24 protein-coding genes are annotated in these 23,129 nt (G+C 54.4%); 13 read left to right on the plus strand and 11 right to left on the minus strand.

Annotated elements, in window-relative coordinates; all coding sequences use genetic code 11:
• Positions 1–5: 5 nt before the first annotated feature.
• A complete protein-coding gene (locus tag QVF11_RS21245; protein ID WP_287859111.1) occupies positions 6–392 on the plus strand; it encodes a SymE family type I addiction module toxin in 387 nt (128 codons plus the stop codon).
• 141 nt (positions 393–533) lie between these two features.
• Here QVF11_RS21245 and QVF11_RS21250 read toward each other — a convergent pair whose 3' ends face one another.
• The 3 genes from QVF11_RS21250 to QVF11_RS21260 form a co-directional block, all read right to left on the minus strand.
• Positions 534–947, minus strand: coding sequence for a helix-turn-helix domain-containing protein (locus QVF11_RS21250; RefSeq protein WP_142514326.1), 414 nt, complete (start codon positions 945–947; stop codon positions 534–536).
• Positions 947–1,261, minus strand: a complete 315-nt coding sequence (locus tag QVF11_RS21255; RefSeq protein ID WP_142464884.1) for a type II toxin-antitoxin system HigB family toxin — start codon at positions 1,259–1,261, stop codon at positions 947–949. Before QVF11_RS21255 ends, QVF11_RS21250 begins: the two co-directional genes overlap by 1 nt.
• Positions 1,262–1,701: 440 nt before the next feature.
• Positions 1,702–2,304 carry a helix-turn-helix domain-containing protein gene (locus tag QVF11_RS21260; RefSeq protein WP_287859062.1) on the minus strand — a complete coding sequence of 201 codons (603 nt, stop codon included), beginning with the start codon at positions 2,302–2,304 and terminating at the stop codon, positions 1,702–1,704.
• Between the two features lie 43 nt (positions 2,305–2,347).
• On the opposite strand from QVF11_RS21260, the gene QVF11_RS21265 reads away from it, so the two are divergent.
• Both QVF11_RS21265 and QVF11_RS21270 read left to right on the plus strand, forming a co-directional pair.
• Positions 2,348–3,043 carry a B3/B4 domain-containing protein gene (locus tag QVF11_RS21265; RefSeq protein ID WP_287859064.1) on the plus strand — a complete coding sequence of 232 codons (696 nt, stop codon included), beginning with the start codon at positions 2,348–2,350 and terminating at the stop codon, positions 3,041–3,043.
• 20 nt (positions 3,044–3,063) lie between these two features.
• Positions 3,064–3,957, plus strand: a complete 894-nt coding sequence (locus tag QVF11_RS21270; protein ID WP_287859065.1) for a dihydrodipicolinate synthase family protein — start codon at positions 3,064–3,066, stop codon at positions 3,955–3,957.
• Positions 3,958–4,004: 47 nt separating this feature from the next.
• On the opposite strand, the gene QVF11_RS21275 is transcribed toward QVF11_RS21270, so the two are convergent.
• Positions 4,005–5,192 (minus strand): MFS transporter, encoded by a 1,188-nt coding sequence (locus QVF11_RS21275; protein WP_287859067.1) that lies wholly within the window; start codon positions 5,190–5,192, stop codon positions 4,005–4,007.
• Positions 5,193–5,295: 103 nt separating this feature from the next.
• Here QVF11_RS21275 and QVF11_RS21280 point away from each other — a divergent pair, with 103 nt between their 5' ends.
• The 6 genes from QVF11_RS21280 to gap all read left to right on the plus strand — a co-directional run bounded on the left by QVF11_RS21280 (position 5,296) and on the right by gap (position 11,104).
• Positions 5,296–6,213 carry a LysR family transcriptional regulator gene (locus QVF11_RS21280; RefSeq protein ID WP_287859069.1) on the plus strand — a complete coding sequence of 306 codons (918 nt, stop codon included), beginning with the start codon at positions 5,296–5,298 and terminating at the stop codon, positions 6,211–6,213.
• Positions 6,214–6,345: 132 nt separating this feature from the next.
• Positions 6,346–6,828, plus strand: a complete 483-nt coding sequence (locus QVF11_RS21285; RefSeq protein ID WP_112215716.1) for a glutathione peroxidase — start codon at positions 6,346–6,348, stop codon at positions 6,826–6,828.
• A 410-nt stretch (positions 6,829–7,238) separates the two neighbouring features.
• Positions 7,239–7,778 carry a LysE family translocator gene (locus tag QVF11_RS21290; protein WP_287859072.1) on the plus strand — a complete coding sequence of 180 codons (540 nt, stop codon included), beginning with the start codon at positions 7,239–7,241 and terminating at the stop codon, positions 7,776–7,778.
• 191 nt (positions 7,779–7,969) lie between these two features.
• Positions 7,970–8,770 carry a 3-methyl-2-oxobutanoate hydroxymethyltransferase gene (gene panB, locus QVF11_RS21295; RefSeq protein WP_112215713.1) on the plus strand — a complete coding sequence of 267 codons (801 nt, stop codon included), beginning with the start codon at positions 7,970–7,972 and terminating at the stop codon, positions 8,768–8,770.
• Between the two features lie 264 nt (positions 8,771–9,034).
• Complete coding sequence (locus tag QVF11_RS21300; protein WP_112215704.1) at positions 9,035–10,015, plus strand: GlxA family transcriptional regulator; 981 nt, start codon at positions 9,035–9,037, stop codon at positions 10,013–10,015.
• A 78-nt stretch (positions 10,016–10,093) separates the two neighbouring features.
• The gene (gene gap, locus QVF11_RS21305; RefSeq protein WP_287859074.1) at positions 10,094–11,104 is read left to right on the plus strand and encodes a type I glyceraldehyde-3-phosphate dehydrogenase; all 1,011 of its coding nucleotides are present in this window, start codon (positions 10,094–10,096) and stop codon (positions 11,102–11,104) included.
• Between the two features lie 173 nt (positions 11,105–11,277).
• On the opposite strand, the gene QVF11_RS21310 is transcribed toward gap, so the two are convergent.
• From QVF11_RS21310 to QVF11_RS21335, 6 genes are all read right to left on the minus strand, one after another.
• Positions 11,278–12,093 carry a phytanoyl-CoA dioxygenase family protein gene (locus QVF11_RS21310; RefSeq protein WP_142515167.1) on the minus strand — a complete coding sequence of 272 codons (816 nt, stop codon included), beginning with the start codon at positions 12,091–12,093 and terminating at the stop codon, positions 11,278–11,280.
• A gap of 23 nt (positions 12,094–12,116) precedes the next feature.
• Positions 12,117–13,286, minus strand: coding sequence for an acetylornithine deacetylase (gene argE, locus QVF11_RS21315; RefSeq protein WP_287859076.1), 1,170 nt, complete (start codon positions 13,284–13,286; stop codon positions 12,117–12,119).
• A complete protein-coding gene (locus QVF11_RS21320) occupies positions 13,279–13,953 on the minus strand; it encodes a DUF1028 domain-containing protein (RefSeq protein ID WP_112215700.1) in 675 nt (224 codons plus the stop codon). The genes argE and QVF11_RS21320 overlap by 8 nt, the downstream gene beginning before the upstream one ends.
• A complete protein-coding gene (locus QVF11_RS21325; protein WP_181482436.1) occupies positions 13,950–14,384 on the minus strand; it encodes a RidA family protein in 435 nt (144 codons plus the stop codon). The genes QVF11_RS21320 and QVF11_RS21325 overlap by 4 nt, the downstream gene beginning before the upstream one ends.
• Positions 14,385–14,407: 23 nt before the next feature.
• The gene (locus QVF11_RS21330) at positions 14,408–15,667 is read right to left on the minus strand and encodes a flavin-containing monooxygenase (RefSeq protein ID WP_287859078.1); all 1,260 of its coding nucleotides are present in this window, start codon (positions 15,665–15,667) and stop codon (positions 14,408–14,410) included.
• A 169-nt stretch (positions 15,668–15,836) separates the two neighbouring features.
• Positions 15,837–16,751 (minus strand): LysR substrate-binding domain-containing protein, encoded by a 915-nt coding sequence (locus QVF11_RS21335; RefSeq protein ID WP_112215697.1) that lies wholly within the window; start codon positions 16,749–16,751, stop codon positions 15,837–15,839.
• A 486-nt stretch (positions 16,752–17,237) separates the two neighbouring features.
• Here QVF11_RS21335 and QVF11_RS21340 point away from each other — a divergent pair, with 486 nt between their 5' ends.
• The 4 genes from QVF11_RS21340 to QVF11_RS21355 are packed head-to-tail and all read left to right on the plus strand — an operon-like array spanning position 17,238 to position 21,248.
• Positions 17,238–18,758, plus strand: a complete 1,521-nt coding sequence (locus tag QVF11_RS21340) for an amino acid ABC transporter permease/ATP-binding protein (protein WP_287859080.1) — start codon at positions 17,238–17,240, stop codon at positions 18,756–18,758.
• 27 nt (positions 18,759–18,785) lie between these two features.
• Entirely contained in the window at positions 18,786–19,658 is an 873-nt protein-coding gene (locus tag QVF11_RS21345) for a phytanoyl-CoA dioxygenase family protein (protein WP_287859082.1), read from the plus strand.
• A 23-nt stretch (positions 19,659–19,681) separates the two neighbouring features.
• Positions 19,682–20,512 (plus strand): ABC transporter substrate-binding protein, encoded by an 831-nt coding sequence (locus QVF11_RS21350; RefSeq protein WP_287859083.1) that lies wholly within the window; start codon positions 19,682–19,684, stop codon positions 20,510–20,512.
• Positions 20,513–20,516: 4 nt separating this feature from the next.
• Positions 20,517–21,248, plus strand: coding sequence for a class II aldolase and adducin N-terminal domain-containing protein (locus tag QVF11_RS21355; protein ID WP_287859085.1), 732 nt, complete (start codon positions 20,517–20,519; stop codon positions 21,246–21,248).
• Positions 21,249–21,425: 177 nt separating this feature from the next.
• On the opposite strand, the gene QVF11_RS21360 is transcribed toward QVF11_RS21355, so the two are convergent.
• Positions 21,426–22,925, minus strand: coding sequence for an aldehyde dehydrogenase family protein (locus tag QVF11_RS21360; RefSeq protein WP_287859086.1), 1,500 nt, complete (start codon positions 22,923–22,925; stop codon positions 21,426–21,428).
• Positions 22,926–23,129 lie beyond the last annotated feature (204 nt).

Below are 23,129 nucleotides of genomic sequence, written 5' to 3' on the forward strand. Positions count from 1 at the left end.
GCGAGATTAGCCTCTCCGGTGGTGGTAATAACACCCTACTCATCGGAGGCTGCCCTATAGCAACAACCCTCACCTCAGTCTGCAACTCAGACACCGTTCCAGATTTTACCCATTGCGAGTTCTATTCCCATGTTGAAGCACGCGCGATCCCTTTGTACGGCGAGTGGATGGCCCAAGCCGGATTTGTTAACGGGATGCCGGTTAAAATTCGCGTGATGAAAGATTGTATTGTGATTACCCCGCAAAATACCCGCGAGCTTTGGGACTGTCTTGAAGGTATGAGCGCAACCTATATCAATCAACGAAAAGTCAAAGCATGGTTGAAAACCTTTCCGGGGGTGCTGAATGATACCGGAGAGATTCCGGCGATTAAGCGACGTAAGCGTTTCTGACGAAAGCGTCAAATGTTCGCTAATGAATAAGTCATTATGAGTCACCCGCGACCATCAGAAAGCGCATTATCCTGAACGGATATGCTCAGCACACTTAAAAAACCCGGCGTCGTGGCCGGGTTTGGTTTTGTCGATTGCAGATTAAATAAAGGCTGCGGGCGATACATTAAACCGGCTAGACAGCTTTCTAATGTGGTTTACGCTTAACTGGCGTTCGCCATTCAATACACGTGAAACCATAGATTTGCTGCCGATTTCATCTGGAAAATCAGAAATCGTCAGATGGTGCTGATCCATTAGTGTACGCAGAACAGCCAGCCCAGCCGGGATAGCATCCATTTCAGCGCGTAGCGCCTGAAACTCAGGTTGCTGGTTTTCATACTCACTTATGCGAGCACAAACAATGTCCAGTAGTGGGCTTGACGGGTTTTCCACCATTAATTCTTCAACCAGCGCCAGGGCATTGTTGTAGTCCTTTTTGCTGGGGCTATCTCCCAGTAGAGGAACGGCAGCAACAAGGGCTTGTGTTGCTTTTAGTGCTTCGGTGGCAATCATCATTTTTTCCCCTTCGTTCGGTGCTGCGCTGTGAATTTATCGTACTCTATATGATTAAATATATGCCGGATGTAGAACTTTTGGCTCTCAAAAAATATGAGTGCAATGACGCGTAAATTGTTGTTTGAAACGTTAATAACGTAATGCTTATCAAGGTACTTAAAGTTATCCAGTGACGGATAATACTGTCTTAATGCTTCTGGCGTTGGACAGTGTGCCTTTTCGATGGTGCGACCAAACAGCAAAATGTCCTTCCTGTGCTGTGGGTACTTTTCGCATCCCTCACTGATTGCCTTCATTGAAATCAGGTGCATCGCTTTTCATCCATTGCCAATATGTCAACAACAATAACACTCATTGCCAATATGTCAACCGAGGCTATGATTCCGCCCGCATAAGATTAGCAAACAGTGTATCTCCGGCATGTCTGGTTCGACACACCAGACCACAATCACAGAGTTTAACGTTGACCCACTGCCTTATCGTTAAATATCACTCATTTCTGCGAGCAGCCTTCCAGCAAACGGTATCGCCCGGCGTAGGTAAGCATTGTATCGTATTGTTTTAAATAAAAATAAAGTGAAAAGATTAGAAACCTGCACCAACTTCATCGACGACATCATGCGTATTGTCACAACTCAATGTGGGCCGGACGTAGGCATCGTAAGGTGCGCCAGTGCGATGAGGCCGGTAGTTCTAACCCCATCTAGTCCTACCACCAAAAAGATTGGAACCCAGGCATACCTGGCATCCCTCAGGATGCTTTCTCATGTACTGTCATGATGAAAACCAATGGGCCCTCTTCGCGATTTTCATAGAAATGAGGAACGTCCGTTCTGGCTGTTGCCGAACACCCGGTCTTCACCAGATACAGCTGGTCCTGTACACCCAGTGTGAGCGCGCCCGTCTGGACATAAAACAGCTCCAGCGTCCCTTCCGTATGGCCGGGCGAAGCAAATTTTTCCCCCGGCTGCATTTCCCACATCCAGAGCTCTGTCATCTCGGGGCCACCCGATCCTGCGAGCAACCTTGCTCTACCGCCTTTTTCACCTTCCCACAATTCTGGGATCTCATCTTCAGCAATGAGATGCACTGTCGGTTTGGAGCTGACATCCACAAAATCAGCCACCGAAACGCCCATCGCGGCGGCCAGGCGGCATAACAGGGCAATGCTGGGATTCGCCCGGCATCCTTCAATCTCAACCAGCGCTCCCTTGCTGACGCCCGCCCGACGAGAGAGTTCATCGAGGGAAATTTTCTTTTGCTTACGATACAGCTTAATCCGCTGAGAGACGGCTTCATTCACGGTGCTGACGATAGAATTTGCGTCGGTCATTAAATTGACTTTTTTGGTCATCGGTCATTATCATAGAATAAATTAGTCATTACAGGATTATCACGTGTTAACAGTCTCCCCGTCAATTGCCCCTGAAATTTATCGTATTGCTCCCGGCTTTCGGGCACTCAGTATCTCCGTAAAAGCTGCGCCAGTACTTAACCCTGATACGGGAGAAACAGCGCTGCGAGAAGCATGTGAAGCGGTTCTGAGCGGTGAACCAGTATGGGCGGAATCTCATCTGGCTGCATGGGCCGAAGTTTTTCAAACGTTTGGAGCTAAACCTAAACGCACCCCTTGCTCAGCTGATGCGTTACGTAAGCGCGTATTACGTGACGGAACGATGCCAGCGCTAGATCCCATCGTTGATCTTTATAATGCCGTGAGTCTCCGCTACGCCGTTCCGGTTGGTGGAGAAAATATCGCTGCCTATCAGGGGTCGCCACACCTGGCGGTGGCAAAAGGAACCGAGCCTTTTGATACGGTTAAAGAAGGTGAAACCACCGTTGAATATCCTTCACCAGGCGAAGTTATCTGGTGCGATGATACCGGCGTGACCTGCCGCCGCTGGAACTGGCGACAAGGGATCAGAACCCGTTTAGGGGTGGAAGCTCAGCAAATGTGGTTCATTCTGGAGAGTCTGCCGCAGATGCCGCTGGAGGAGCTTTACGAAGCCGGGAAGATGCTAACCGACGGCCTCGAAAAAATGATGCCCGGTCTGCGGTTTGAGGTGGCTCTCATCGAAGAGCAATGCCAGTAATATCATTCAGGAGAAACAACATGTTCACCGGTTTGTCTGCCTTCCCATTAACCCCGATCGCTGGCAGCGGCGTCGACGAACAAGGGTTCAGTAAAATTGTGGCCCGCCTCGTGGCGGCCCGTGTTGATTCGATGGGCATTCTGGGTTCAACCGGCAGCTATGCGTATCTGACCCGAGAGCAACGCAAGCGTATCGCAACGCTGGCCAAACAGCTTGCCGGGAATATCCCCGTGATGGTGTGCGTGGGGGCAGTCAGTACCGATGCTATCCTGCACCTGGCAGATGATGCGCAGGCAGCTGGCGCGGATGCCCTGTTGCTCCCGGCGGTCAGCTACCAGTCACTCCGTGATGATGAAGTCTTTGCACTTTTTGAGACCGTTACCCGGCACGCATCTGTCCCGGTGTGCATCTATGATAATCCGGGCACCACGCATTTTACCTTTACCGATGAACTGCATGGTCGTCTCTCATCACTGGAGGGTGTTCGTTCAATTAAGATCCCCGGCGTCCCGGATAGCCCAACAGCAGCGGCTGAGCGGGTGAATGTGTTACGCCACCAGCTGCGCCCAGGCGTAAGCATCGGTATTAGTGGCGATGCCTATGCCGGGCTGGGATTAAACGCCGGTTGTGAAGTCTGGTACTCCGTTTGCGGCGGTCTGTTCCCGGAGATGGCGAAACAAATCACTGAAGCAGCCGCAGCGAAGGATCATGAGCGTGTTACTGCCCTGTCAACTCGCCTTGAGCCGTTGTGGGCGCTGTTCCGTAAACATGGCGGGAGTATTCGCGTGATTGCCGCTGCCGCTGGTGTGCTTGGACTTACCGATACGGATTGCCTGCCTCGTCCTTTGCAGCCGTTGTCGGCAAGCGATATTGCGGATATTGCCCGTGTGATAAGCGCGCTGGAGCTGAAGTAACCCACCCAAAGGATCGACGGCCTTGGCTGATATCTGCAGCCCGGATGTTACCCACGGATTGATTTATCCAGTTTCTTTTGCAGCATGATGACCATGACAGGAAATCCACATGCGGCGAATGCACTGACAACCAACAGCCGGTTTAGATTTTGCGTGGTTAATTCCTGGTCAGGGAGTAATAAGGAAGACAGAAAGAAGGCGAAAGTGGTTATCAGGAACATCATGGCTGTCTGTAGTGAAGAAAAATTAGCGCGTTGTTCATCCTCAGGATATTGAACCGCCACTGACGACGCGCAAACCAGTCGGCTATATGAGGCACCAAGGAATAAAGTGATAAATAGAAAGACATTATGGTAACCCATCGCCGGGATCAGCAAACTGGCGACAAACAACAGCGTGGAAAGGGTTGCCAGCGTCAACGCAGATAAACGTGACGCCAGAATACCGGTGATTTTTGTAGACAGATAACCGGCAATCCCGCCGCTTAAGAATAATAAGGGTAATAGCTTTTGCTGTGCGCCCATATATTGCGTCATTAATGGCGTCAATATAGGAATGATCAGCATTGGGCTAAATTGCACAAGCGCAGAACAAGAGGCAAAGAGTAAGGTTTGATAATCAATAGCCAGCCTGGCCTTCACGCCGGATGATGCCGTATCCCTGGGGAGGATAAAAACGATCAACGGTAAAGAGATCAGGCAAAGTAAACTGATTAACCACAGCGCAATATGCCAGCCATAGAGTGTGCACAAAAATAATATCGCGGGCATGCCGACGATACTGACCATCGAAAATGAGGCAATCACCGTCGCCAGTATTTTTCCACGTAAGTTTGCCGGGGTATGATTAATTAAAATACTCGTCCCCACTCCCATTGTTGTACCGCCAACTAATCCTGCGCAAAATCGTAGTACCAGAAGAATGTCAAAATGCGTGGTGAGCGTGGACAAAAAGGTGAGCGCTCCCAGCAGCAGCATATTTTTGATTAAGAAGCGTTTTTTATTAAACCGATGGATGCAATAAAACGCAGTAATCCCAGAAATGACCGCCCCCAGCGTGTACATCCCCGAGACATAGCCAGCATAAGATACCGGCACCGAAAACCCGTCAGCCATAAAAGCAAAAACAGGCGTTAACGCCATATACTCCAACGCATTAGTGAACTGGATAAATGCCATGACGAAGGCTATCCGCATAAGGGCTTTGTGATTAAACGTCTGTGTGGTCAGTGACATAGCGAGCAACCTATGGATGAAAGAGACCCGAGTTTAATCGCTATCAACTGTGTTTATAATATGGTAGAAATGGCATATATTATTATCATAAATGGGATAGTTAATGCGTCCGGCCCTTGATTTTACGACCCTGAAAGTGTTCGTTGCGGTGGTGGAAAGAGAAAGTTTTGTTGGGGCATCGAAGGCCCTGGAAATGCCAACATCCAATGTGAGTCGTTGTATTTCTCAGTTAGAAGAAAAACTGAATCTTCAGCTTATTGAGCGCAGCACCCGACATATGAAGCTCACCCAGGCGGGGCACCTGCTCTATACCCGAGCGAAGCCATTACTGGAGGCACTTGAGCAAACCGAGACCGAATTAACGTTGCGACAAATGCAACTCAAGGGTCCATTACGGATCTGTATCCCCAATGAAATAGGTCCTGCACTGCTGGGTTCCGTTATGGCCGATTTCGCCTGTCAATACCCGGATCTGGAAATCAGCTGTGTCACCAATTTGTCAGGTTTCGAATCTCTGCGCGATGATCTGGATTTGGCTATCATTATTAGCCGTGGCCAGATGGATGACAGCGACTACATCGCTCGTCATTTGATGACTATTCCCTGCACCATTGTTGCTGCCCCCTCCGTCATTAAGCGCTATGGTACCCCTTCTTCTATCCAGCAATTTGCAGAGTTACCCTGTATTACAACGGTCAGCGCGCTGAAAGGCGCGCCCTGGCAATTCGTCAATAAAAAAGGGGGATTCGAGACCATTAAGGTTAAAGGGCATTATCGGGTAAACAGCGGAGAGATGGCTGGACGCGCTGCGGTTGCCGGGGTCGGTTATGCCATTCTAGCGAAACAGGCTTGCCAACCCTACATTAACGATGGACGGTTAATCGAGGTTGAGTTTGAACAATCGGCAGCCCCATTGCAGTTGTTCGCACTCTATTCAGACAGGCGTTACTTACCAACGAAAACAAGAGCGCTTATTGATTTCATCCAGCAGAAATTGAGCGATATCTCCTTCGGGGTTTAATGGTCACCGAGATAACAGAGTCAAGGGACGTCTGTTTAATGCCCTTTCCCGTAGATGTTGCAAATAGATATCACGCGAGCTCTAATTGTGGGAATAACCCAGCAAAAGCGCTTCTACCGTGAGGATTTCAAGATGACTCCCTTTCATCAACTGACGGCCACCAGCCTGCATGGCGAAATGATCCCCATGGCAGGCTATGCTGGCAAGCTGGTTCTGGTGGTGAATACCGCCAGTCAGTGTGGTTTAACCCCACAATACGCTGGCCTTGAAGCGCTCTACAAAAAGTACGCCGCTCAGGGTCTGGTGGTGCTTGGTTTTCCCTGCAATCAGTTTGGTAAGCAGGAGCCCGGTGGTGCTGATGAAATCGCGCAGACCTGCCACATTAACTACGGCGTGAGCTTCCCGATGTTCGAGAAAGTGGAAGTCAACGGCGCGGCAACGCACCCGCTGTTTCGTTATCTGAAGGAGGAATTGCCCGGCGTGCTGGGCGGACGGATCAAGTGGAACTTCACGAAGTTTTTGATAGGACGCGATGGTAAGCCGCTCAAGCGTTTTGCGCCCATCACTACCCCGGAGAAGATGGAAGCTACGATAGTTGCTGCACTTGAAACCTAAGTTTTCCTCTCATTCACTCCCTTCACTTTAGAGATCTTTCCATAAATTGATTATATCCGTGTTATGCCTCAACGGGCATTTGAGAGACATTCAGGCTCACCTCCAGTGGGCTAACATTCATAATTTTTATGGTCAATTAATGATCAGCGAAAAGTCAAAGCATGGCTGAAACCTTCTCGGGGGCGCTGAATGATACCGGAGATATTCCGGCGATTAAGCGGAGGAAGTTGGGCGGTAAACTCTAGCGATGATCGTAGCCCGGCCGAGCAAAGCGACGCCGGGATTCACTCCCGTGGCTCATGAAGTGTTTGGTGGCGCTTTTGCTTTGTGCCAGAAGCGGAAGTTCGACTTTTTGTACAAATCCTCAACACAACATTTTCTCCATGCCAAGAACTTTTTGAAAATATCGAATGACGGAGGCGTTGCACAAGCGTCAACGCCGGGTTGTGTCGGCGGTTGCTGGCATGCTGAGCGGCCATCTTGTTGCAACGCTCATAGTGGCAGCGGGCGTCGGTTCAGTCATTGCAGGCACGCCGGGCGTACTGACGCTCCTGATCGTAGCCGGGGCGGCCTATCTGCTCTGGCTCGGCCTCGGCATGCTGCGCTATCCGACAGCGCCGACGGCGGGGCAGAATGATGATGCAGGTTCGCCATTGAAATGGGCGCTCAAGGGCTTTTGCATCAGCGGGTTTAATCCGAAGGTTTTTCTGCTGTTTCTGGCCCTACTGCCGCAATTCACTGACGTCCACGCTGCCTGGTCGCTTCCACTGCAGATGATGGCGCTGGGGCTGGTGCATGTGATTAGCTGCGGCGTGGTCTACCTGCTTGTGAGGTATGGCTCCGGCACGGTGCTTGGGACGCGAGCGCGCGCCGCACAGAATGTCAGCCGGATTTCGGGCAGCCTGATGATCATTATTGCGGCCCTGCTGCTGGCAGAGCAGTTTCTCTGAGGCATGACCATACTGGCTTATAGCAACGCATCATGCAGCAGGAACTTTATAAATACACTCGACGACAGGGAAACGTCAGCCCCGGGCTTTATGATGCCTTGGAAACCGAGCAATACAATTAGCGTTGCGAAAGCTGGTATTATCGCCCCCGCAACATTCTTCATTAACGTAACTAATTAGCAGAGAACACCATGTCATCAGTCACACTGACACATCTGAAAAACCTCAAGCAGCGCGGCGAGAAAATCACCATGCTCACCTGCTACGACGCCACGTTTGCACACGAGCTGAGCACGGCAGGCGTTGAGATGCTTCTTATCGGCGATACGCTGGGAATGATCCTGCAGGGCCATGACAGCACCCTGCCGGTCAGGCTTGAAGATATGGTTTATCACACGGCCTGCGTTAAGCGCGGAAACAATGGCGGCTTCATCATAGCCGACCTTTCATTCATGACCAGCTCCTCGCCTGAGCAGGCACTGCACAGCTCCGCACAGTTAATGCAGGCTGGTGCGCAGATGGTTAAGATTGAAGGTGGAGAGTGGCTGTGCGACACAGTGCGTCAGTTGACGCGTAACGGTATACCGGTTTGCACCCATATTGGACTCACCCCTCAGTCGGTTAACATCTTTGGCGGTTTTAAAGTGCAGGGACGTGAAAGCCATCAGGCGGCCGCACTGATCGACACAGCGAAAAAGCTTGAAGAAGCCGGCGCGGCAATGGTTTTGGTTGAAGCCGTCCCCGCCTCGCTGGGAAGAGCGCTGAGCGAGGCGGTGTCCGTACCAGTCATCGGCATCGGCGCTGGCCCGGATACAGATGGACAGGTTTTAGTGCTGCACGACATGCTCGGTCTGAGCATCACCGGCAAAGCCCCGAAATTCGTCAAAAACTTTATGAAAGGGCAGCACGACATTCAGGGCGCGTTAAAAAGTTACATTGCCGCCGTCAAAGACGGCAGCTTCCCGTCAGCGGAGCACTGCTACTCAGAATAAGTTACAGATGCAGCCGAATATATTAGCGGCTGCATCTGTAATCTGGCTAAAGAGACTAATTACCGACGTCCGCTTTTCGCTCACAGCGGACATTCGGCACCGTCCCCCTGTTCGATTTGAACCAGAAGCAAACATCAACATGCAACCTCGTCCAGTCATCTTCACAGCACCAGCAAGAGACAACACGATCACTGCAGCAGGAATATCTTTTCCCTCTACGCATACCCTGTTGACTTATTCTGTAAAAAGATTACTTTTCAGGACATGAAGAAAATACTCATTATTGTCCCCGATGGCGGCATGTTGTTTGAATCCGCCGGTATTGCCGACATTCTGATGCAGGCCAACCGCCTGCACCCGGAAGGCGCTACAAACGTCTGTTACCAGGTCCAGCTAGCGACAACCCAGCCGCATCAGGTAATCCATGGTCAGTCCGGTTTAAATCTACTGGCCGATCATCGTCTGCATGAGATAGACCCGCGCGAGCCTCTCGATACCATCATTATCACCGGCAGAGGTCAAAATCCGCAGGAGGGGATTGCGGTGGTTGACTGGCTGCGCCTTGCCGCTCCCCATGCCCGCCGCATTGCCTCCATTTGCGGCGGCGCGATGCTGCTGGCGCAAACCGGACTGCTGGACGGTAGACGCGCCACCACCCACTGGAAGCTACTGGAAACCATTCAGGCAGAATATCCTCAGGTGCGCGTCGAAGGCGGTCCGCTCTACATTCAGGACGAACACATCTGGACCTCAGGCGGGGTCAGCTCCGGCTTTGACCTGACGCTAGCGCTGGTTGAAGAGGACTACGGCTTCAGCCTGGCTCGCGACATCGCCCAGGACTTCGTCATGTACCTGCGCCGCCCCGGAGGCCAGCTGCAATTTAGCCGCTACAACCTTCAGCAAACCAGCACCCTGGGCCCTATTAACGATCTGCTGGCCTGGTTGCTTGAGAACCTCACCGCCGACCTTAGCGTGGACAAACTGGCGGAAAAAGTGGCCATGAGTCCGCGAAATTTCACCCGCGTGTTTACCCGTGAAACCGGCGCTTCGCCAGCGCGCTACGTCGCCGAAGCCCGTCTCGCCGCTGCCCGGCAGCGTCTGGAGCAAACTAACGAGACGCTGGAGCGTATCGCCGAACAAACGGGATTTGGCAGCAGCATTAACCTGCGGCGGCTGTTTGAAAAACAGCTCCACCTCACACCTGGTGAATATCGCCAGCGCTTTCACTGCCGTAAAATGGCGTAAAGTGATCCTTTTTTGTCATTTACGCCAATCAGTGGCCAGCCTACATTAGCTCCAGAGACAACAGATAAGGAGTTGATCATGGTAAAGGTCGGTATTAACGGTTTTGGCCGTATCGGACGCAACGTACTGCGTGCTGCACTGGGTAACCCGGATATTCAGATTGTGGCAATCAACGATCTGACAGACAGTAAAACGCTGGCGCATCTGCTGAAATATGACTCGCTGCTCGGAAAACTCGACGCCGACGTTACCGCCATTGAGGGGCAACTGGTGGTTGACGGTAAACCCATTACCGTGTTCAGCGAACGCGACCCGGCCAATATCCCGTGGCGTGAGCGTGAAGTCGATATTGTCATTGAAGCCACTGGCTTCTTCACTGACCGTGATAAGGCGGCGGTGCATATTCACAGCGGTGGCGCAAAACGAGTGATTATCTCCGCTCCCGGTAAAAACGACGACTTAACCATCGTGATGGGCGTTAACGATGGGCTCTACTCCCCGGATAAACACTATGTCGTCAGCAACGGGAGCTGTACCACCAATGGTCTGGCGCCTGCCGCGCAGGTTCTGCACCAGCATTTTGGTATTAAGCATGGTCTGATGAACACCACCCACGCTTACACTAACAGCCAGGCGCTGCACGACCAGCCGGAAAAAGACCTGCGTGGTGCTCGCGCCGCGGCGCTGTCGATAGTGCCTTACTCCAGCGGTGCCGCAAAGGCGCTGGGCAAAGTCATCCCTGAGTTGGATGGCCGCTTAACCGGTTACTCGCTGCGCGTCCCCGTTCCGGTGGTGTCTATTGTCGACCTGACCGTCACGCTTGAGCGAGATGTGACAGCAGAAGAGGTCAATAATGCGTTTCGTAACGCCGCCGCGACGGGACCGCTGAAAGGGATCCTCGGCTATAGCGATGAACCGCTCGTCTCAAGCGACTATCAGGGTGACCCGCGTTCTTCCATTATCGACGGTCTGTCAACGCTGGTGATTGGCGGCAATATGGTCAAAATTCTGGCGTGGTACGACAATGAATGGGGATTCTCAAACCGCCTCGTCGACCTGGCGCTGTTGATGGCAAGGCGTGAACGCTAACCCCAGCCCTTACGCGCGCTCTAAAATCCACACCTGGCGTGGATTGAGGCTGATGGCAAACCTGCTTTAGCTATGGTACTCACATTTTGCCGGGTGGCGGCTAGCACCTTACCCGGCATACAAACCGTTTTCTGTAGGCCAGTTCAAGCGAAGCGCCGCCAGCCTTATCATCGTTACCGTGGCCATACCTGCGGAAACTCATCGGCGACCAGCGGCTCGCCGTCGCGCAGCTTAAGGCCTGGAAACGGCGGCGATGTCACCCCGCCGCGATCGGCGAAAGTGGCATCGTCCCCCACCCACCGAGCGGAAAAAACCCGGCGCGAACGCGCGGTTGAATTCCCCTTTGCCCCATGCAGCGTACGAAAATGAAACGCCACCGCATCGCCCGGCTCCAGCGCCCAGCTCACAATGTCATAATCCTCCTCATGGGCATCAATATCCGGCAGCTCTTTAAAGCGCGTGTGTGCGTAGAGCTTTGAACCGTTAAACCGCGTTGGGCTGAATTCGTCATCCCACAGATGTGAACCGCGAATGCAGCGCAGCGAAATCTCCTCCGCCACCGGATCCAGTGGGATCCATAAGCTCACGTTCTGCCGCCCTTCCACGCAGTAATAGGGCTGATCGTGATGCCACGGCGTAACGGTACTGCCGCCAGGCTGTTTCACTAGCGTGTGTTCGTGGAAAAACTTCGCCGTCTGTGAGCCCATCAGCGCCGCGGCGATTTCCGCCGCCGGAGACTGAAACACAAAATCCGTAAATTCCGGGATCCGCGCCCAGTTGCAGTAGTCCTGAAAAAATGGCGCGGAACCATCCTTTGGGATCACCGTTCGCGCATGGCCATACTCACTGGGGTTTGCCATCAGAGCAGCGACGCCGCCTGACAGTCTCTCGATCCACGGCGTAAATACGCCCTTGAGTAGCACCACGCCATCCGCCTGCCAGCGGTCGATGGTCTGTTGATCAATACGCGGGGAGTGCTGGTTTTGCATAGTCGCCATCCTGTGTTGATAAATCAGGTGAGAGAATCGGGTGTATCGGCGCGCATCCACGCGCAAAGGTTTTTCAACATCGCCATACAGCGTTCCGTCTGGGAGATGCTGATATACTCGTCCGCCTTATGGCCCTGCTCCATGCTGCCCGGCCCGCAAATGAGCGTCGCAATGCCCGCCTCATCAAACAGGCCGCCTTCGGTACCGTAGGCAACTGTTGTGAAACTGTCGTTGCCGCACCACTGCGCCAGCCAGCGGGCAAAGTCCGACTGCGGGTCGCTCAACAGTCCCGGATAGTGACTCAGCTGCTGGAAACGGATATCGCAACTCTGCGCCACCTTGCGCATCGCCGGGAGAAGCTGCTCGCGGGCATAATCGCCCAGGGCGTCTGTCACCGACTGTGGTCGGGTGCCGGGCAAATAGCGGATTTCAAAATCAAACCAACAGGATTGCGGGACGATATTCAGCGCCGCGCCGCCGTGGAGGGTTCCCACCTGCAGCGTGCCCGATGGCGGGGAAAACCGGCTGTCCTGTTGCTGCGCGAAGCTTTCACCCAGCGTATCCAGCTGGTTAATCAGCTTCGCCGCATAGCTGATCGCATTAACCCCTTGCGGAGCGTAAGCTGAGTGACAGGCGTGCCCTTCCACGCAGCAGCGCATGGCGAGTTTGCCTTTGTGCCCATAGACCGGACCCATTTCTGTCGGCTCGCCGATAATGCACAGCGCCGGTTTCTCAGCCGACGCGCGGAGAAAATCCACCAGGCTACGCACGCCCAGACAGCCGACCTCCTCATCATAAGAAAACGCCAGATGCAGTGGCATTCGCAGCGGCGCGATAAGAAACGCCTCCAGCGATGCCAGCACGCAGGCGATAAACCCTTTCATATCCGCGCTGCCGCGACCGTAATAGCGCTCGTCGCGTTCGGTCAGCGCAAACGGCGGCACGGTCCACGCCTGGCCATCAACTGGCACCACGTCGGTATGGCCGGAGAGCATCACGCCGCCGGGACCCGACGGGCCGATTCGGGCATACAAGTTCGCTTTGCGCCCTTCGTCATCATAAAACAGCTGTGATGTTATGCCGCGCGCGTGTAAAAAGTCGGCGACCCAGGCAATCAGTGCCAGATTCGACTCGCGGCTGGTGGTATCAAACGCCAACAGCTCTCCGAGGATCTCCCGTAGGCGATTACTCATCGCCTGGCACCCCGTAGGTCGGCGCTTCACGCGGGTCCAGCGCGCGGGTGATGTACGCTTCCATTTGCGGCTCATAGGCCAGCCACAAGGCTTCCAGCGCCGTCACAGGGTCCTCCTCCGCCCAGTCCACGCGTAAATCAACGACTGGCCAGGCGTAATCTTCCACCACTTTCAGCGCCGCCGAGTGCTCCGGCCCCGCTTCGCCGCCCGCGTCAATTCCCGCCTGCAGAGCCGTAATCAAACGGCTGGCCAGTTCACCGGTAGCACCTTCGAACGCCGCCGTCATAGCGATAATGACCTGCGGGTTGGCGAGCATATTTCCCGCCGCCACGCAGTTCTCTCCCTGCACCACCTGCCAGATACCCAGCGTATGCTCACCGCTGAAAACGGCGCTTTCGCCGCTGGCGTCGATCACCACCACCTGGCGATAATCACTAAACCGGTCTTCGCCCAGCGCCTGCTTCAGGGCCTGCTCCGGGGGGAGCCCCGCTTCCAGTCCGGCAAGGATCTGCGGCCCAAGCGCGGGCAGCGTAATATTCTGGCTGGCTACCGCGCCAACGCCAGGTAGCAGCCACGGGCAGCGAGCGCCGACGGCAATGCTCGACGAGCTAATCGCGATCCCTAGCTGACCTGACTCCGGGCACAAGGCGGAAATAGAAATGGTCATAACGCCCCCTGTTCATTCCAGTCATCAGGTATCACCGCCGTGACATCAATTTCCATCAGCCACTGCGGCTGCGCGAGAGCCGACACCACCACGCCGGTCGAAATCGGAAACACGCCTTTCAGCCATTTACCCACTTCCTGATACACCGGCTCGCGATAGCGCGGGTCGATAAGGTAGGTCGTCGTTTTGACGATATGCGTCAGATCGCTTCCGGCCTCTTCCAGCAGTTGCTTAACGTTTTTCATCGCCTGCTCCGCCTGAGCGCGCGGGTCGCCAAGACCCATCAGGTTGCCGTCAAAATCGGTTCCGACCTGGCCACGAACGTAAACGGTATTGCCTGCGCGAACCGCCTGGCACAGATCGTTGTTGAGCGTCTGATTCGGGTAAGTCTCTTTGGTGTTAAACATCCTAATGCGGGTATGTGTTGGCATATTTTGCGTCCTCAAATCAGGCGTTAGCAGGAGGGTTGGTAGTGTTGATACTGGCGCTGAATGGCAATTTGATCGGCAATATATTTTGCATCGTGCCAGACGCCCCAGATAAAGGTTGAGCCACGACGAGAAAGCCAGGGCAAGCCAAGGAAATAGACGCCGGGTTCGCTGGAGACACCGCGATGATGCTGCGGGCGCTGCTGTTCATTGAAGGCGTTCACCTTCAGCCAGCGGTAATCAGTGGTATATCCGGTGGCCCAGATGATGCTGCGCACGCCCGCTTTTTGCAGGTCGAGTTCAGCGAGCGGTTGGGTCAGGCAATCAGGGTCGGGCAGGAAGAAGCGTGCCTCCGGCTCTTCTGGCAGCGTCAATCCGTTGTGGGCGATATAGTCATCGGCGGCATCGAGCAGCGCCAGATAGGAGGCGTCACCAAGGCGAATATTGTCCTCCAGATCGTCGCGGAAGAAGGCTTTACCCTCGGCAAAGGATTGGGTTTGGCCAACCAGGGTAATGCCCTGGTGCGCCAGTTGGCGAAAATCAACGGTATTTCCGCCCCGCGCGCCGCTGACCGCAATCGTCACATGCTCTTTTCCTGGTTGGTTGGCTGGCGCATCCCACAGTCCTAATACTCCCAGCCACCAGCAAAAATCACGCTGACGGTAGCGGCGCGGCGGGCGATCGTGTGCGCCGACGGACAACCACACCGCGCGCCCTGCCCGGCGTAACTCATCAGCGATTTGCACGCCGGAAGAGCCTGCGCCAACCACCAGCACGCCGCCTTCCGGGAGCTGCTGCGGATTGTAATATTGCGCAGAATGAATCTGATGAACTGCGCTATCCTGCGGCGCGATAGCCGGGATCGTCGGGCGCTGGAATGGCCCGGTGGCGGCGACGATGCGCTGTACCTCAATGATTCCCTGCGATGTCTCGACACGAAAGCCCGGACGCCCGTCTAAACGTTCAGCGCTGAATACCTCAACGCCGGTGCGTATCGGGGCATTAAACGTTTTGGCATAAGCGGCGAAGTAGTCGGCGATCTGCTCTTTGGCGACAAAACTGTCGGCGTCGCAGCCAGGAAATGTCATGCCGGGAAACCGATCGTGCCAGGCGGGTCCGTTGGCGACCAGCGAATCCCAGCGCCCGCTGCGCCAGGCCTCAGCGATGCGTTTTTTTTCCAGCACCAGATGGGGAACGCCGTGATGGGTCAGATGCTCGCTCATCGCGACGCCTGCCTGTCCCGCGCCAACCACCAGGGTATCGATTTCTGTAATCTGCTCTGTCATTTCTGTGTCCTTCAAGCACGGTTGTCCGGCTATTTGCCGGAATTGACAGAACTCAGGTTAAGTAAGTGTGATGAAATGGTAAAATATTATAAAACGTTCCTCTGAATAGAAATTTATGAGGCTATATAAACAATAAAAAATAATGCTTCCTGTTAGCCAAATAAAATAATCAGACCTGATGCGGCGTTAACTCAATGCTGCGACAATAATCCATAAAGAGCTGCGTCGGGCGCGTGGGTTCATTGTTTGTCAGATGCGCCATAATTAATGTGGATGCCGGCATTTCATCGGCAATATCCAGCTGCACCAGTTTTTCACCATCATAGGTTATATCGCAAAGCGGGCGGGTAACCAGTACCGAAAAGCCTAATCCCTGCCCGACCATGCAGCGTACCATTTCAATAGATGGCGAACTGTAGGCGACTTCCGGGTGATAACCTTTCTCTTTAAATATCGAGACAAAATAGTTTTTGCTGGGAACCGCATCGAGCAAAATCATCGGTTCCCGGCTTAACTCCTGAAGCGTGACGCATTTTTTCTGCGCCAGCGGATGAGACGCAGGCAACAAAGCATAAGGTTTATGCGGCGCATTCAGCAGCTCTTTATGAATGGAGTGCCCTAATTCCAGATCGTAGACCAGCGCCAGATCAAATCGTCCACGGTGCAGGCCATGCATCAGTTCGTGCTGTTCGCCATCGTAAAGCTGGAGGGTGATTTCGGGATACATTTTTTTAAACCCGGCCACCAGCTTTGGCATATACAACGGCGCAACGGATTCAAAGCAACCTACAGAAATAGTCCCGGAAACCAGCTCTTTATCCGCCCGCGAATTCTGTTCAAACTCATACGACAGCCGCAGTAGCTCTTTAGCTTTATCGTAGAAACGCCGTCCGCCAGAGGTCAGGGAAACGCCCTGCGCATGATGGCGGATAAACAACTGCTGGTCGAAAGTGCTTTCAAGGTTTTTAATCGCAATCGAAATTGACGGCTGAGCAATGTGCAGCTGGCGGGAGGCCTCGGCAATACTCTCCGTTTCCACCACCGTCACGAAATACTTTAGCTGTTTGAGGGTAAATCGGTTCATAGCGTCACCATTGATAAAATATTGTCTTACTGCAATCAGGCTTAGTTTTCCGATATGCAACCTGCAAGCCTCGTGCCATACCGATTTTGATTAAAATATTGATTAGCCAGTCACTAACTCTATTTCTTCGCTTCTTATTTCTCGGGCGACATTTACCGGATTGCACCATAACGTCACGCACTGCACCTTATTGGCCCACGGCGCGCCCCAATATTGCGCAAACTCTCATTTCAGTGGAAATTCAGTTTAAAAATAACAGTGATTGTTTTTAAGTTGTTTCAATGCTGTTTCTCATTAATTGCGTTAAATTACTTAAGGTTAATATTACTGTATAGTTTTTTTAAACTTAAAGACCAAAAATTTACTAATTGCCTCCAGTGGAATACTGCCAGCATAGTGTCATTGCAATATGAACGCTGGCGACTCCCCATTTTAGAACATTGGAATCGCCTTAATTTCCGTTAATGATGGCGAGTGAAATAGCCCATGACGTTTAACTGGAACTATATGTTAAGCCTGCTCAGCGATGTCGACTTTTGGCAGGCCACCTGGACCGTCATCAAATTAAGTTTGCTGACCTGGGCTTTCAGTATTGTGCTGGGATTTATTCTGGCGCTGGCAAAACAGTCGACGCGCAAGCTGTTTAATGTGCCTGCCCGCCTCTATATCTGGTTGTTTCGCAGCATGCCGCTGCTGGTGCTGCTGATTTTTGTCTACAACATGCCCCAGGCGCTGCCGTCATTTGCGCCGGTGCTGAACGACCCGTTCTGGGCCGGGCTGCTGGCGATGGTACTTAGCGAGGCAGCCTACATCGCTGAAATCCATCGCGGCGGGCTGCTGTCGATCCCGAAAGGGCAAAGCGAAGCCGCCCGCGCGCTCGGGCTGCGCTATGCCGGAACCCAGTGGCGGGTGGTGATCCCGCAGGCGCTGCGCGTCGCCCTGCCTGCATTGGCCAATGAGTATATTGCCATCGTCAAGCTCAGCTCGCTGGTATCGGTCATCTCTCTGACCGAAATCTTAATGGTCGGCCAGCGCCTCTATTCGCAGAATTTCCTGGTGATGGAGACCATGGCGGCGGTGGCGTTTTATTACATCCTGATCGTTACGGTCTTTGATTTCCTGCTCAAACGCCTGGAGACCTGGCTCGATGTCACTCAGCGCAAAACCACGCGCCCGGTGGATGAGGAAATGCAGCGACTGGCAACGGTCCGGCGTCCGGCGATGGCCCGCAGCGTCAGCGTGGCGCAGGAACCCGCACTACAGGCCTCAAAACTGCATAAAGCCTATAACAATGTCGAAGTGCTGGGCGCGGTCAGCCTGCAAATTCAGCCCGGTGAGGTGGTTTCCGTAATCGGCCCGTCTGGTTCCGGTAAAACGACGCTGATTCGCCTGCTAAACGGCCTTGAGCAGATCGATAACGGCGAGATCAAAATCAACGGACAACCTTTTATTCACCTGGATCGACAGGGACAACAGAAACCGCGTTTTATGGAGAACAGCGAACATCGCCAGAATATCGGCATGGTATTCCAGAGCTTCAACCTGTTCCCCCACCTGACCGTTCTCGGCAACCTGCTGCTGGCGCCGCGCTATCACCATCTGGCCAGCGAAAGCGAGTTGAAACAGCACGCCTGCGAACTGCTGCATAAAGTCGGCATGCTGGAACACGCATGGAAGTATCCGCATCAGCTTTCCGGCGGCCAGCAGCAGCGGGTGGCGATTGCCCGCGCGCTGATGATGCGCCCGCAAATTATGCTGTTTGATGAACCCACCTCGGCGCTGGATCCGGAAAAAGTTAACGAGGTGCTACAGGTTATCGAATCGCTGGCTCATGAAGGCATCACCATGGTGATCGTCACCCATGAGATGAACTTTGCCTTCAAGGTTTCCGACCGAATTGTGTTTATGGAAAAAGGTCGCGTGGTCTGCGACGACACGCCTGCGGCAATGCGCGACGGCCAACACCCGCGCGTGGATGCCTTCCTGAAAGATGTCTCTTTGGCTTAACGCCTCCGTTCCTCAAAGGAGAAGATTATGATTGCGCAGTGGCAAATCGAACAGTTTCATCAGCAGGGTTTTCTGGTCGTCGAAGAGGTGCTTAACGCAGAGGAAGTCGCCCTGTTGCAAGCCGATTTCGACGCCTGGGTCGAAGAGAGTCGGCAGCATAGCAAAGTCTGGGGGGAAACTCTCGACGGTCGACCGCGTTTCGATCTGGAAAGCGATCACGCGGCCCACCACCCTTCGCTGCGCCGGGTAAGTTCACCCACGGAGATTTCCGCCGCCTACCGCCACGCCGCGCTAGATTCAAAGATGGCGGCGATTGCCGGTCAGCTTATCGGCGGCAGCGGAACGCGTTTTCATCACAGCAAAATAAACTCCAAACTGCCGCACACCGCAACGCAGGTAAAATGGCATCAGGATTTTCTGTTTACCCCGCACAGTAACGACGACATCATCACCGCCCTGCTAATGGTCAGTGCAGTGACGCCGGAAAATGGCCCGCTCAATGTGGTGCCGGGCAGCCATAAGGGACCGCTGTGGTCCCACTGGCAAAACGCACGCTTTACCGGCTCGGTGGACCCGCAGGTTGAAGCGGCCCACTGCCAACAGCCGCAAGCCTGTTTTGGGCCATCGGGATCGGTATGTTTTATGCACACACGCCTTCTCCACGCCTCCAGCCCGAATGAAACCGACCTGCCGCGTACGCTGTTTATCAGCGTGTATGCCGCAGAAGACGCCCTGCCGTATGGCGAAAATCCGCTGCCCAGCATTCATGCCGGGCAGATGGTTGCCGGTGAAGAGAGCGGCCTGGTGCGCAGTACCGTTAATCATCTACGCCTGCCGCAAAAACCGCGCGGTGCATCCTTTTTCGTTCAGCAGGCCGGTACCGATCGCGCCAGCATGTAATTTGCCCACTCCCAGGAGGTTGTATGAAACGTATTAATGCTTTGCGCCCTGCTGCCCTGCTCCTTTGTGCCACCGGAGCCCTGATGACCTTTAGCGCGCTGGCCTTCCAGCAGCCGGGAAAAATCACCGCGGGTTCAGATATGACCTTTTTCCCGTATGAATATATGGAAAACAACAAACCCGCCGGATTCGACATCGAGTTTCTTGCCGGGCTGGCGAAAACCATGGGCCGCGAGGCGGTGAATATTGATACCCGTTTTCCGAATTTAATTCCGGGCTTACAGGGCGGGCGTTTTGATATCACCAACTCGTCGATGTACATCACCGCCGAGCGTCTGAAGGTTATCGATATGGTGCCCTATCTGAAGAGCGGCGAAGCAATCCTCGCGCTGAAAGGCAGTGATTATCAGCCGAAAACGCCGGAAGAGTTTTGCGGCCACAAAATTGGTTCCATGGGAGCCACCTCATGGCTGGCGCAATTGCAAAAGCTCTCCACCGATTACTGCGTGAAAAAGGGCCTGAAGCCGATTGCGCTCAGTGAATACACCACCGACCCGCAAACCACTCAGGCGTTGCTGTCGCGGGCGGTAGAGGCGCAAATCACCGATGCGGCGGTGGCGCGCGGCGTCATTGATAAGCTTGGCGATCGGGTGGTTATCTCATCGGAAACCCTGATTTACCCGGTGCTGAACGGTTTTGGGGTGAAAAAAGGCAACAGTGAGGTGAAAACCGCACTGGAGGAAGGCCTGAAGAAATACAGCACCACGCCGGAATACGCTGCGTTGCTGAAGAAATACAACTTCCAGGCACCAACGCAAGAGGATCTGCAAACCCTGATGCCAAAAGCGGAGTAATTATATGGCCCGGTCTTATGAAGAACAGACGCGTATCGACCTGGCGGCAACCTTTCGCATCATCGCCCATCTCGGGATGCACGAGGCGGTGGCCAACCACTTTAGCGCGGCCATCTCGGCGGACGGCAAAAAGTTCCTGCTGAACCCGAAGTGGAAACACTTTTCGCGGATCCGCGCCAGCGATCTACTGCTGCTGGATGCTGATGATGAAACCTGCGCCCATCGGGCGGACGTAGACGCCACGGCGTGGGCGATTCACGGGCAAATCCACCAGCGTCTACCGGAGGTGCGGGTGGTGCTGCACCTGCATCCGGTTTACACCACCAGCGTGGCTTGCCTGGAGACGCCGCATATCCCGCCGGTCGATCAGAATACAGCGCGCTACTTTAACCGCGTTGCCGTCGATACGCTTTATGGCGGCATGGCAGACACCACGGCGGAAGGCGCCCGACTGGCATCGCTGCTGGCCGATAAGCGCCGACTGCTGATGGGCAACCACGGCGTGCTGGTAACCGCCACGTCTATTGGCGAGGCATTCGATGATATCTGGACGCTGGAGCGCGCCTGCCAGATTCTGGTGACCGCCTGGTCAACGGGGCAGCCGCTGAAGCAACTCTCTGATGAGGTGGCGGAGAAAACCGCTCAGGATTGGGAGGGTATCGCCGACTTTTCACGTCAGCATTTCGAAGAGATGAAGCAGATAATGATCGACGCCGATCCGTCGTTGCTGGACTGACGGCTTACTCCCGGAGAAAGGCGCCCGGTGGCGGCTGGCGCCTTACCGGGCCTACGGGGTCGTGCCGGATTCGAGGCGCCGAGCCGTGGGTTTTGCCACCGACCTGACGACAGAATCCGCTAATTGCGCGCGTTTGTAACCCCGGTAAGGCGTTAGCCGCCACCGGGGAAAATACCGCTAATACCGCACGCAAACCGATTTCGTTTCACACCAGTCATTCAGCCAGTCCGGGCCGAAATCGCGGCCGGTGCCGGACTGCTTCATGCCGCCGAACGGCAGGTTGGCGTCGATTAGCGTATGGCTATTAACCCACACGGTACCCGCCTGTAGACGGTCGGTGTAATTCAGCGCCTGCGTCAAATCACGCGTCCACACGCTGGCGGTCAGGCCGAAATCGCTGTCGTTGGCCAGCCGTAGCGCTTCTTCCCCGTCGGCAACGCGCACCAGGTTGACCACCGGGCCAAACACCTCTTCACGAGTCAGGCGCAGGTTTGCATCTGGGTTAATCACCAGCGTCGGGGGGATGTAGAAACCCTGCGCATCCGGGCCGACGTTGCCGCTGATCAGTTCCGCGTTATGCTGGCGGGCTTCGTCGAGATAAGCCGCCACTTTGGCGCAGTGCGCCTTCGACACCACCGGGTTAATCTGGGTGCTTTCCAGCATCCCAGGCCCCACCTGCATCGATTTCACCGCTTGTTCAAAACCACTTACCAGCGTATCGAACAGCGGCGCTTCGATATAAATCCGTGAGCTAGCGGCGCAGACTTGCCCCTGATTAAGGAAGCTACCGGTCATCAACCCTTCAATCACCCACTGGGGATCGGCGTCTTTGAGCACGATAGCCGGGTTTTTACCGCCTAATTCCAGGGTTACGCGGGTCAGGCGGTCAGCCGCCACGCGGGCAATCTGTTTACCGGTGGCGGTCGAGCCGGTAAAGCTCACCTTCGCCACCTGCGGATGTGAAGTCAGCGCCGCACCGCACTCGGCGCCGCTGCCGGTGACAACGTTAAAGACACCGTCCGGTATGCCAGCCTCGGTCGCCAGTTCCGCTACCCGCAGCAGGGTTAGCGGCGTGGTTTCCGACGGTTTAATGACAATAGAGCAGCCAGCCGCCAGCGCGGGCATCACTTTCCACATGCCAATCATCAGCGGGAAGTTCCACGGCACGATCCCGGCCACGACGCCAACCGGTTCTTTTTTCGTCCACGCCTGATAACGCGCCCCCTGTGGGAACGGAATAGACACATCCAGAGTTCGCCCGCTTATTTTAGTGGTCAGCCCGGCGGTATAGCGCATCCAGTTCAGGGTGCAGCCCACTTCAAAGGCGCGGGAAATATTAATCGATTTCCCCTGTTCAAGGGTCTCGAGTTGCGCCAGCTCCTCGCCATGCTGTTCAACCAGGTCGGCAAAACGCAGCAATATGCGTTCGCGATCCGCAGGCGTGCGCCCGGCCCAGCTACGGGAGACAAACGCACGCCATGCGGACATCACCGCGCGGTCAACATCTGCCGCATTGGCATCCGCCGTGCTGGCGATGGCCTGCCCGGTTGCCGGGTTCCAGACGGTTAAGCGCTTTTCGCTCTCTGCCGCCTGCTGTGCCCCGTCGAGGTACAAACCATGATGTCTGTCTAAAAACTGCTGCACGCTGGCAAGTAGTGCGACCTGTGATGTGGACATACCCCTTCCTTATTGTTCGCGGATAGTGGTTTCAGTCTAAGTCGGGGTCGCCATTCGCGCTTTTTTCTCTGTGACATTCGCTTGTGCCGCTGTGACAGGCTCCGCAATTAAGCCGATTACGCGGACAGAAAATGTGCCGCAGGTAATAGTTCTTTCATATACTCCACCTCCAGCCCTTGCCAGCAGCATCATAAATGCAACAAT

This window comes from Klebsiella sp., from assembly GCF_027492335.1.
In the GTDB taxonomy this organism is placed as follows: Bacteria; Pseudomonadota; Gammaproteobacteria; order Enterobacterales; family Enterobacteriaceae; genus Klebsiella; species Klebsiella huaxiensis.

Coding starts and splice junctions, on each gene's coding strand:
- QVF11_RS21320 (WP_112215700.1), bottom strand. CDS start 13,953: ATGACCATTTCTATTTCCGCCTTGTGCCCGGAGTCAGGTCAGCTAGGG.
- QVF11_RS21300 (WP_112215704.1), top strand. CDS start 9,035: ATGAAGAAAATACTCATTATTGTCCCCGATGGCGGCATGTTGTTTGAA.
- QVF11_RS21335 (WP_112215697.1), bottom strand. CDS start 16,751: ATGAACCGATTTACCCTCAAACAGCTAAAGTATTTCGTGACGGTGGTG.
- QVF11_RS21360 (WP_287859086.1), bottom strand. CDS start 22,925: ATGTCCACATCACAGGTCGCACTACTTGCCAGCGTGCAGCAGTTTTTA.
- argE (WP_287859076.1), bottom strand. CDS start 13,286: ATGAGTAATCGCCTACGGGAGATCCTCGGAGAGCTGTTGGCGTTTGAT.
- QVF11_RS21325 (WP_181482436.1), bottom strand. CDS start 14,384: ATGCCAACACATACCCGCATTAGGATGTTTAACACCAAAGAGACTTAC.
- QVF11_RS21330 (WP_287859078.1), bottom strand. CDS start 15,667: ATGACAGAGCAGATTACAGAAATCGATACCCTGGTGGTTGGCGCGGGA.
- panB (WP_112215713.1), top strand. CDS start 7,970: ATGTCATCAGTCACACTGACACATCTGAAAAACCTCAAGCAGCGCGGC.
- QVF11_RS21255 (WP_142464884.1), bottom strand. CDS start 1,261: ATGCACCTGATTTCAATGAAGGCAATCAGTGAGGGATGCGAAAAGTAC.
- QVF11_RS21310 (WP_142515167.1), bottom strand. CDS start 12,093: ATGCAAAACCAGCACTCCCCGCGTATTGATCAACAGACCATCGACCGC.
- QVF11_RS21275 (WP_287859067.1), bottom strand. CDS start 5,192: ATGTCACTGACCACACAGACGTTTAATCACAAAGCCCTTATGCGGATA.
- QVF11_RS21345 (WP_287859082.1), top strand. CDS start 18,786: ATGATTGCGCAGTGGCAAATCGAACAGTTTCATCAGCAGGGTTTTCTG.
- QVF11_RS21350 (WP_287859083.1), top strand. CDS start 19,682: ATGAAACGTATTAATGCTTTGCGCCCTGCTGCCCTGCTCCTTTGTGCC.
- gap (WP_287859074.1), top strand. CDS start 10,094: ATGGTAAAGGTCGGTATTAACGGTTTTGGCCGTATCGGACGCAACGTA.
- QVF11_RS21285 (WP_112215716.1), top strand. CDS start 6,346: ATGACTCCCTTTCATCAACTGACGGCCACCAGCCTGCATGGCGAAATG.
- QVF11_RS21260 (WP_287859062.1), bottom strand. CDS start 2,304: ATGACCAAAAAAGTCAATTTAATGACCGACGCAAATTCTATCGTCAGC.
- QVF11_RS21250 (WP_142514326.1), bottom strand. CDS start 947: ATGATTGCCACCGAAGCACTAAAAGCAACACAAGCCCTTGTTGCTGCC.
- QVF11_RS21280 (WP_287859069.1), top strand. CDS start 5,296: ATGCGTCCGGCCCTTGATTTTACGACCCTGAAAGTGTTCGTTGCGGTG.
- QVF11_RS21270 (WP_287859065.1), top strand. CDS start 3,064: ATGTTCACCGGTTTGTCTGCCTTCCCATTAACCCCGATCGCTGGCAGC.
- QVF11_RS21290 (WP_287859072.1), top strand. CDS start 7,239: ATGACGGAGGCGTTGCACAAGCGTCAACGCCGGGTTGTGTCGGCGGTT.
- QVF11_RS21340 (WP_287859080.1), top strand. CDS start 17,238: ATGACGTTTAACTGGAACTATATGTTAAGCCTGCTCAGCGATGTCGAC.
- QVF11_RS21355 (WP_287859085.1), top strand. CDS start 20,517: ATGGCCCGGTCTTATGAAGAACAGACGCGTATCGACCTGGCGGCAACC.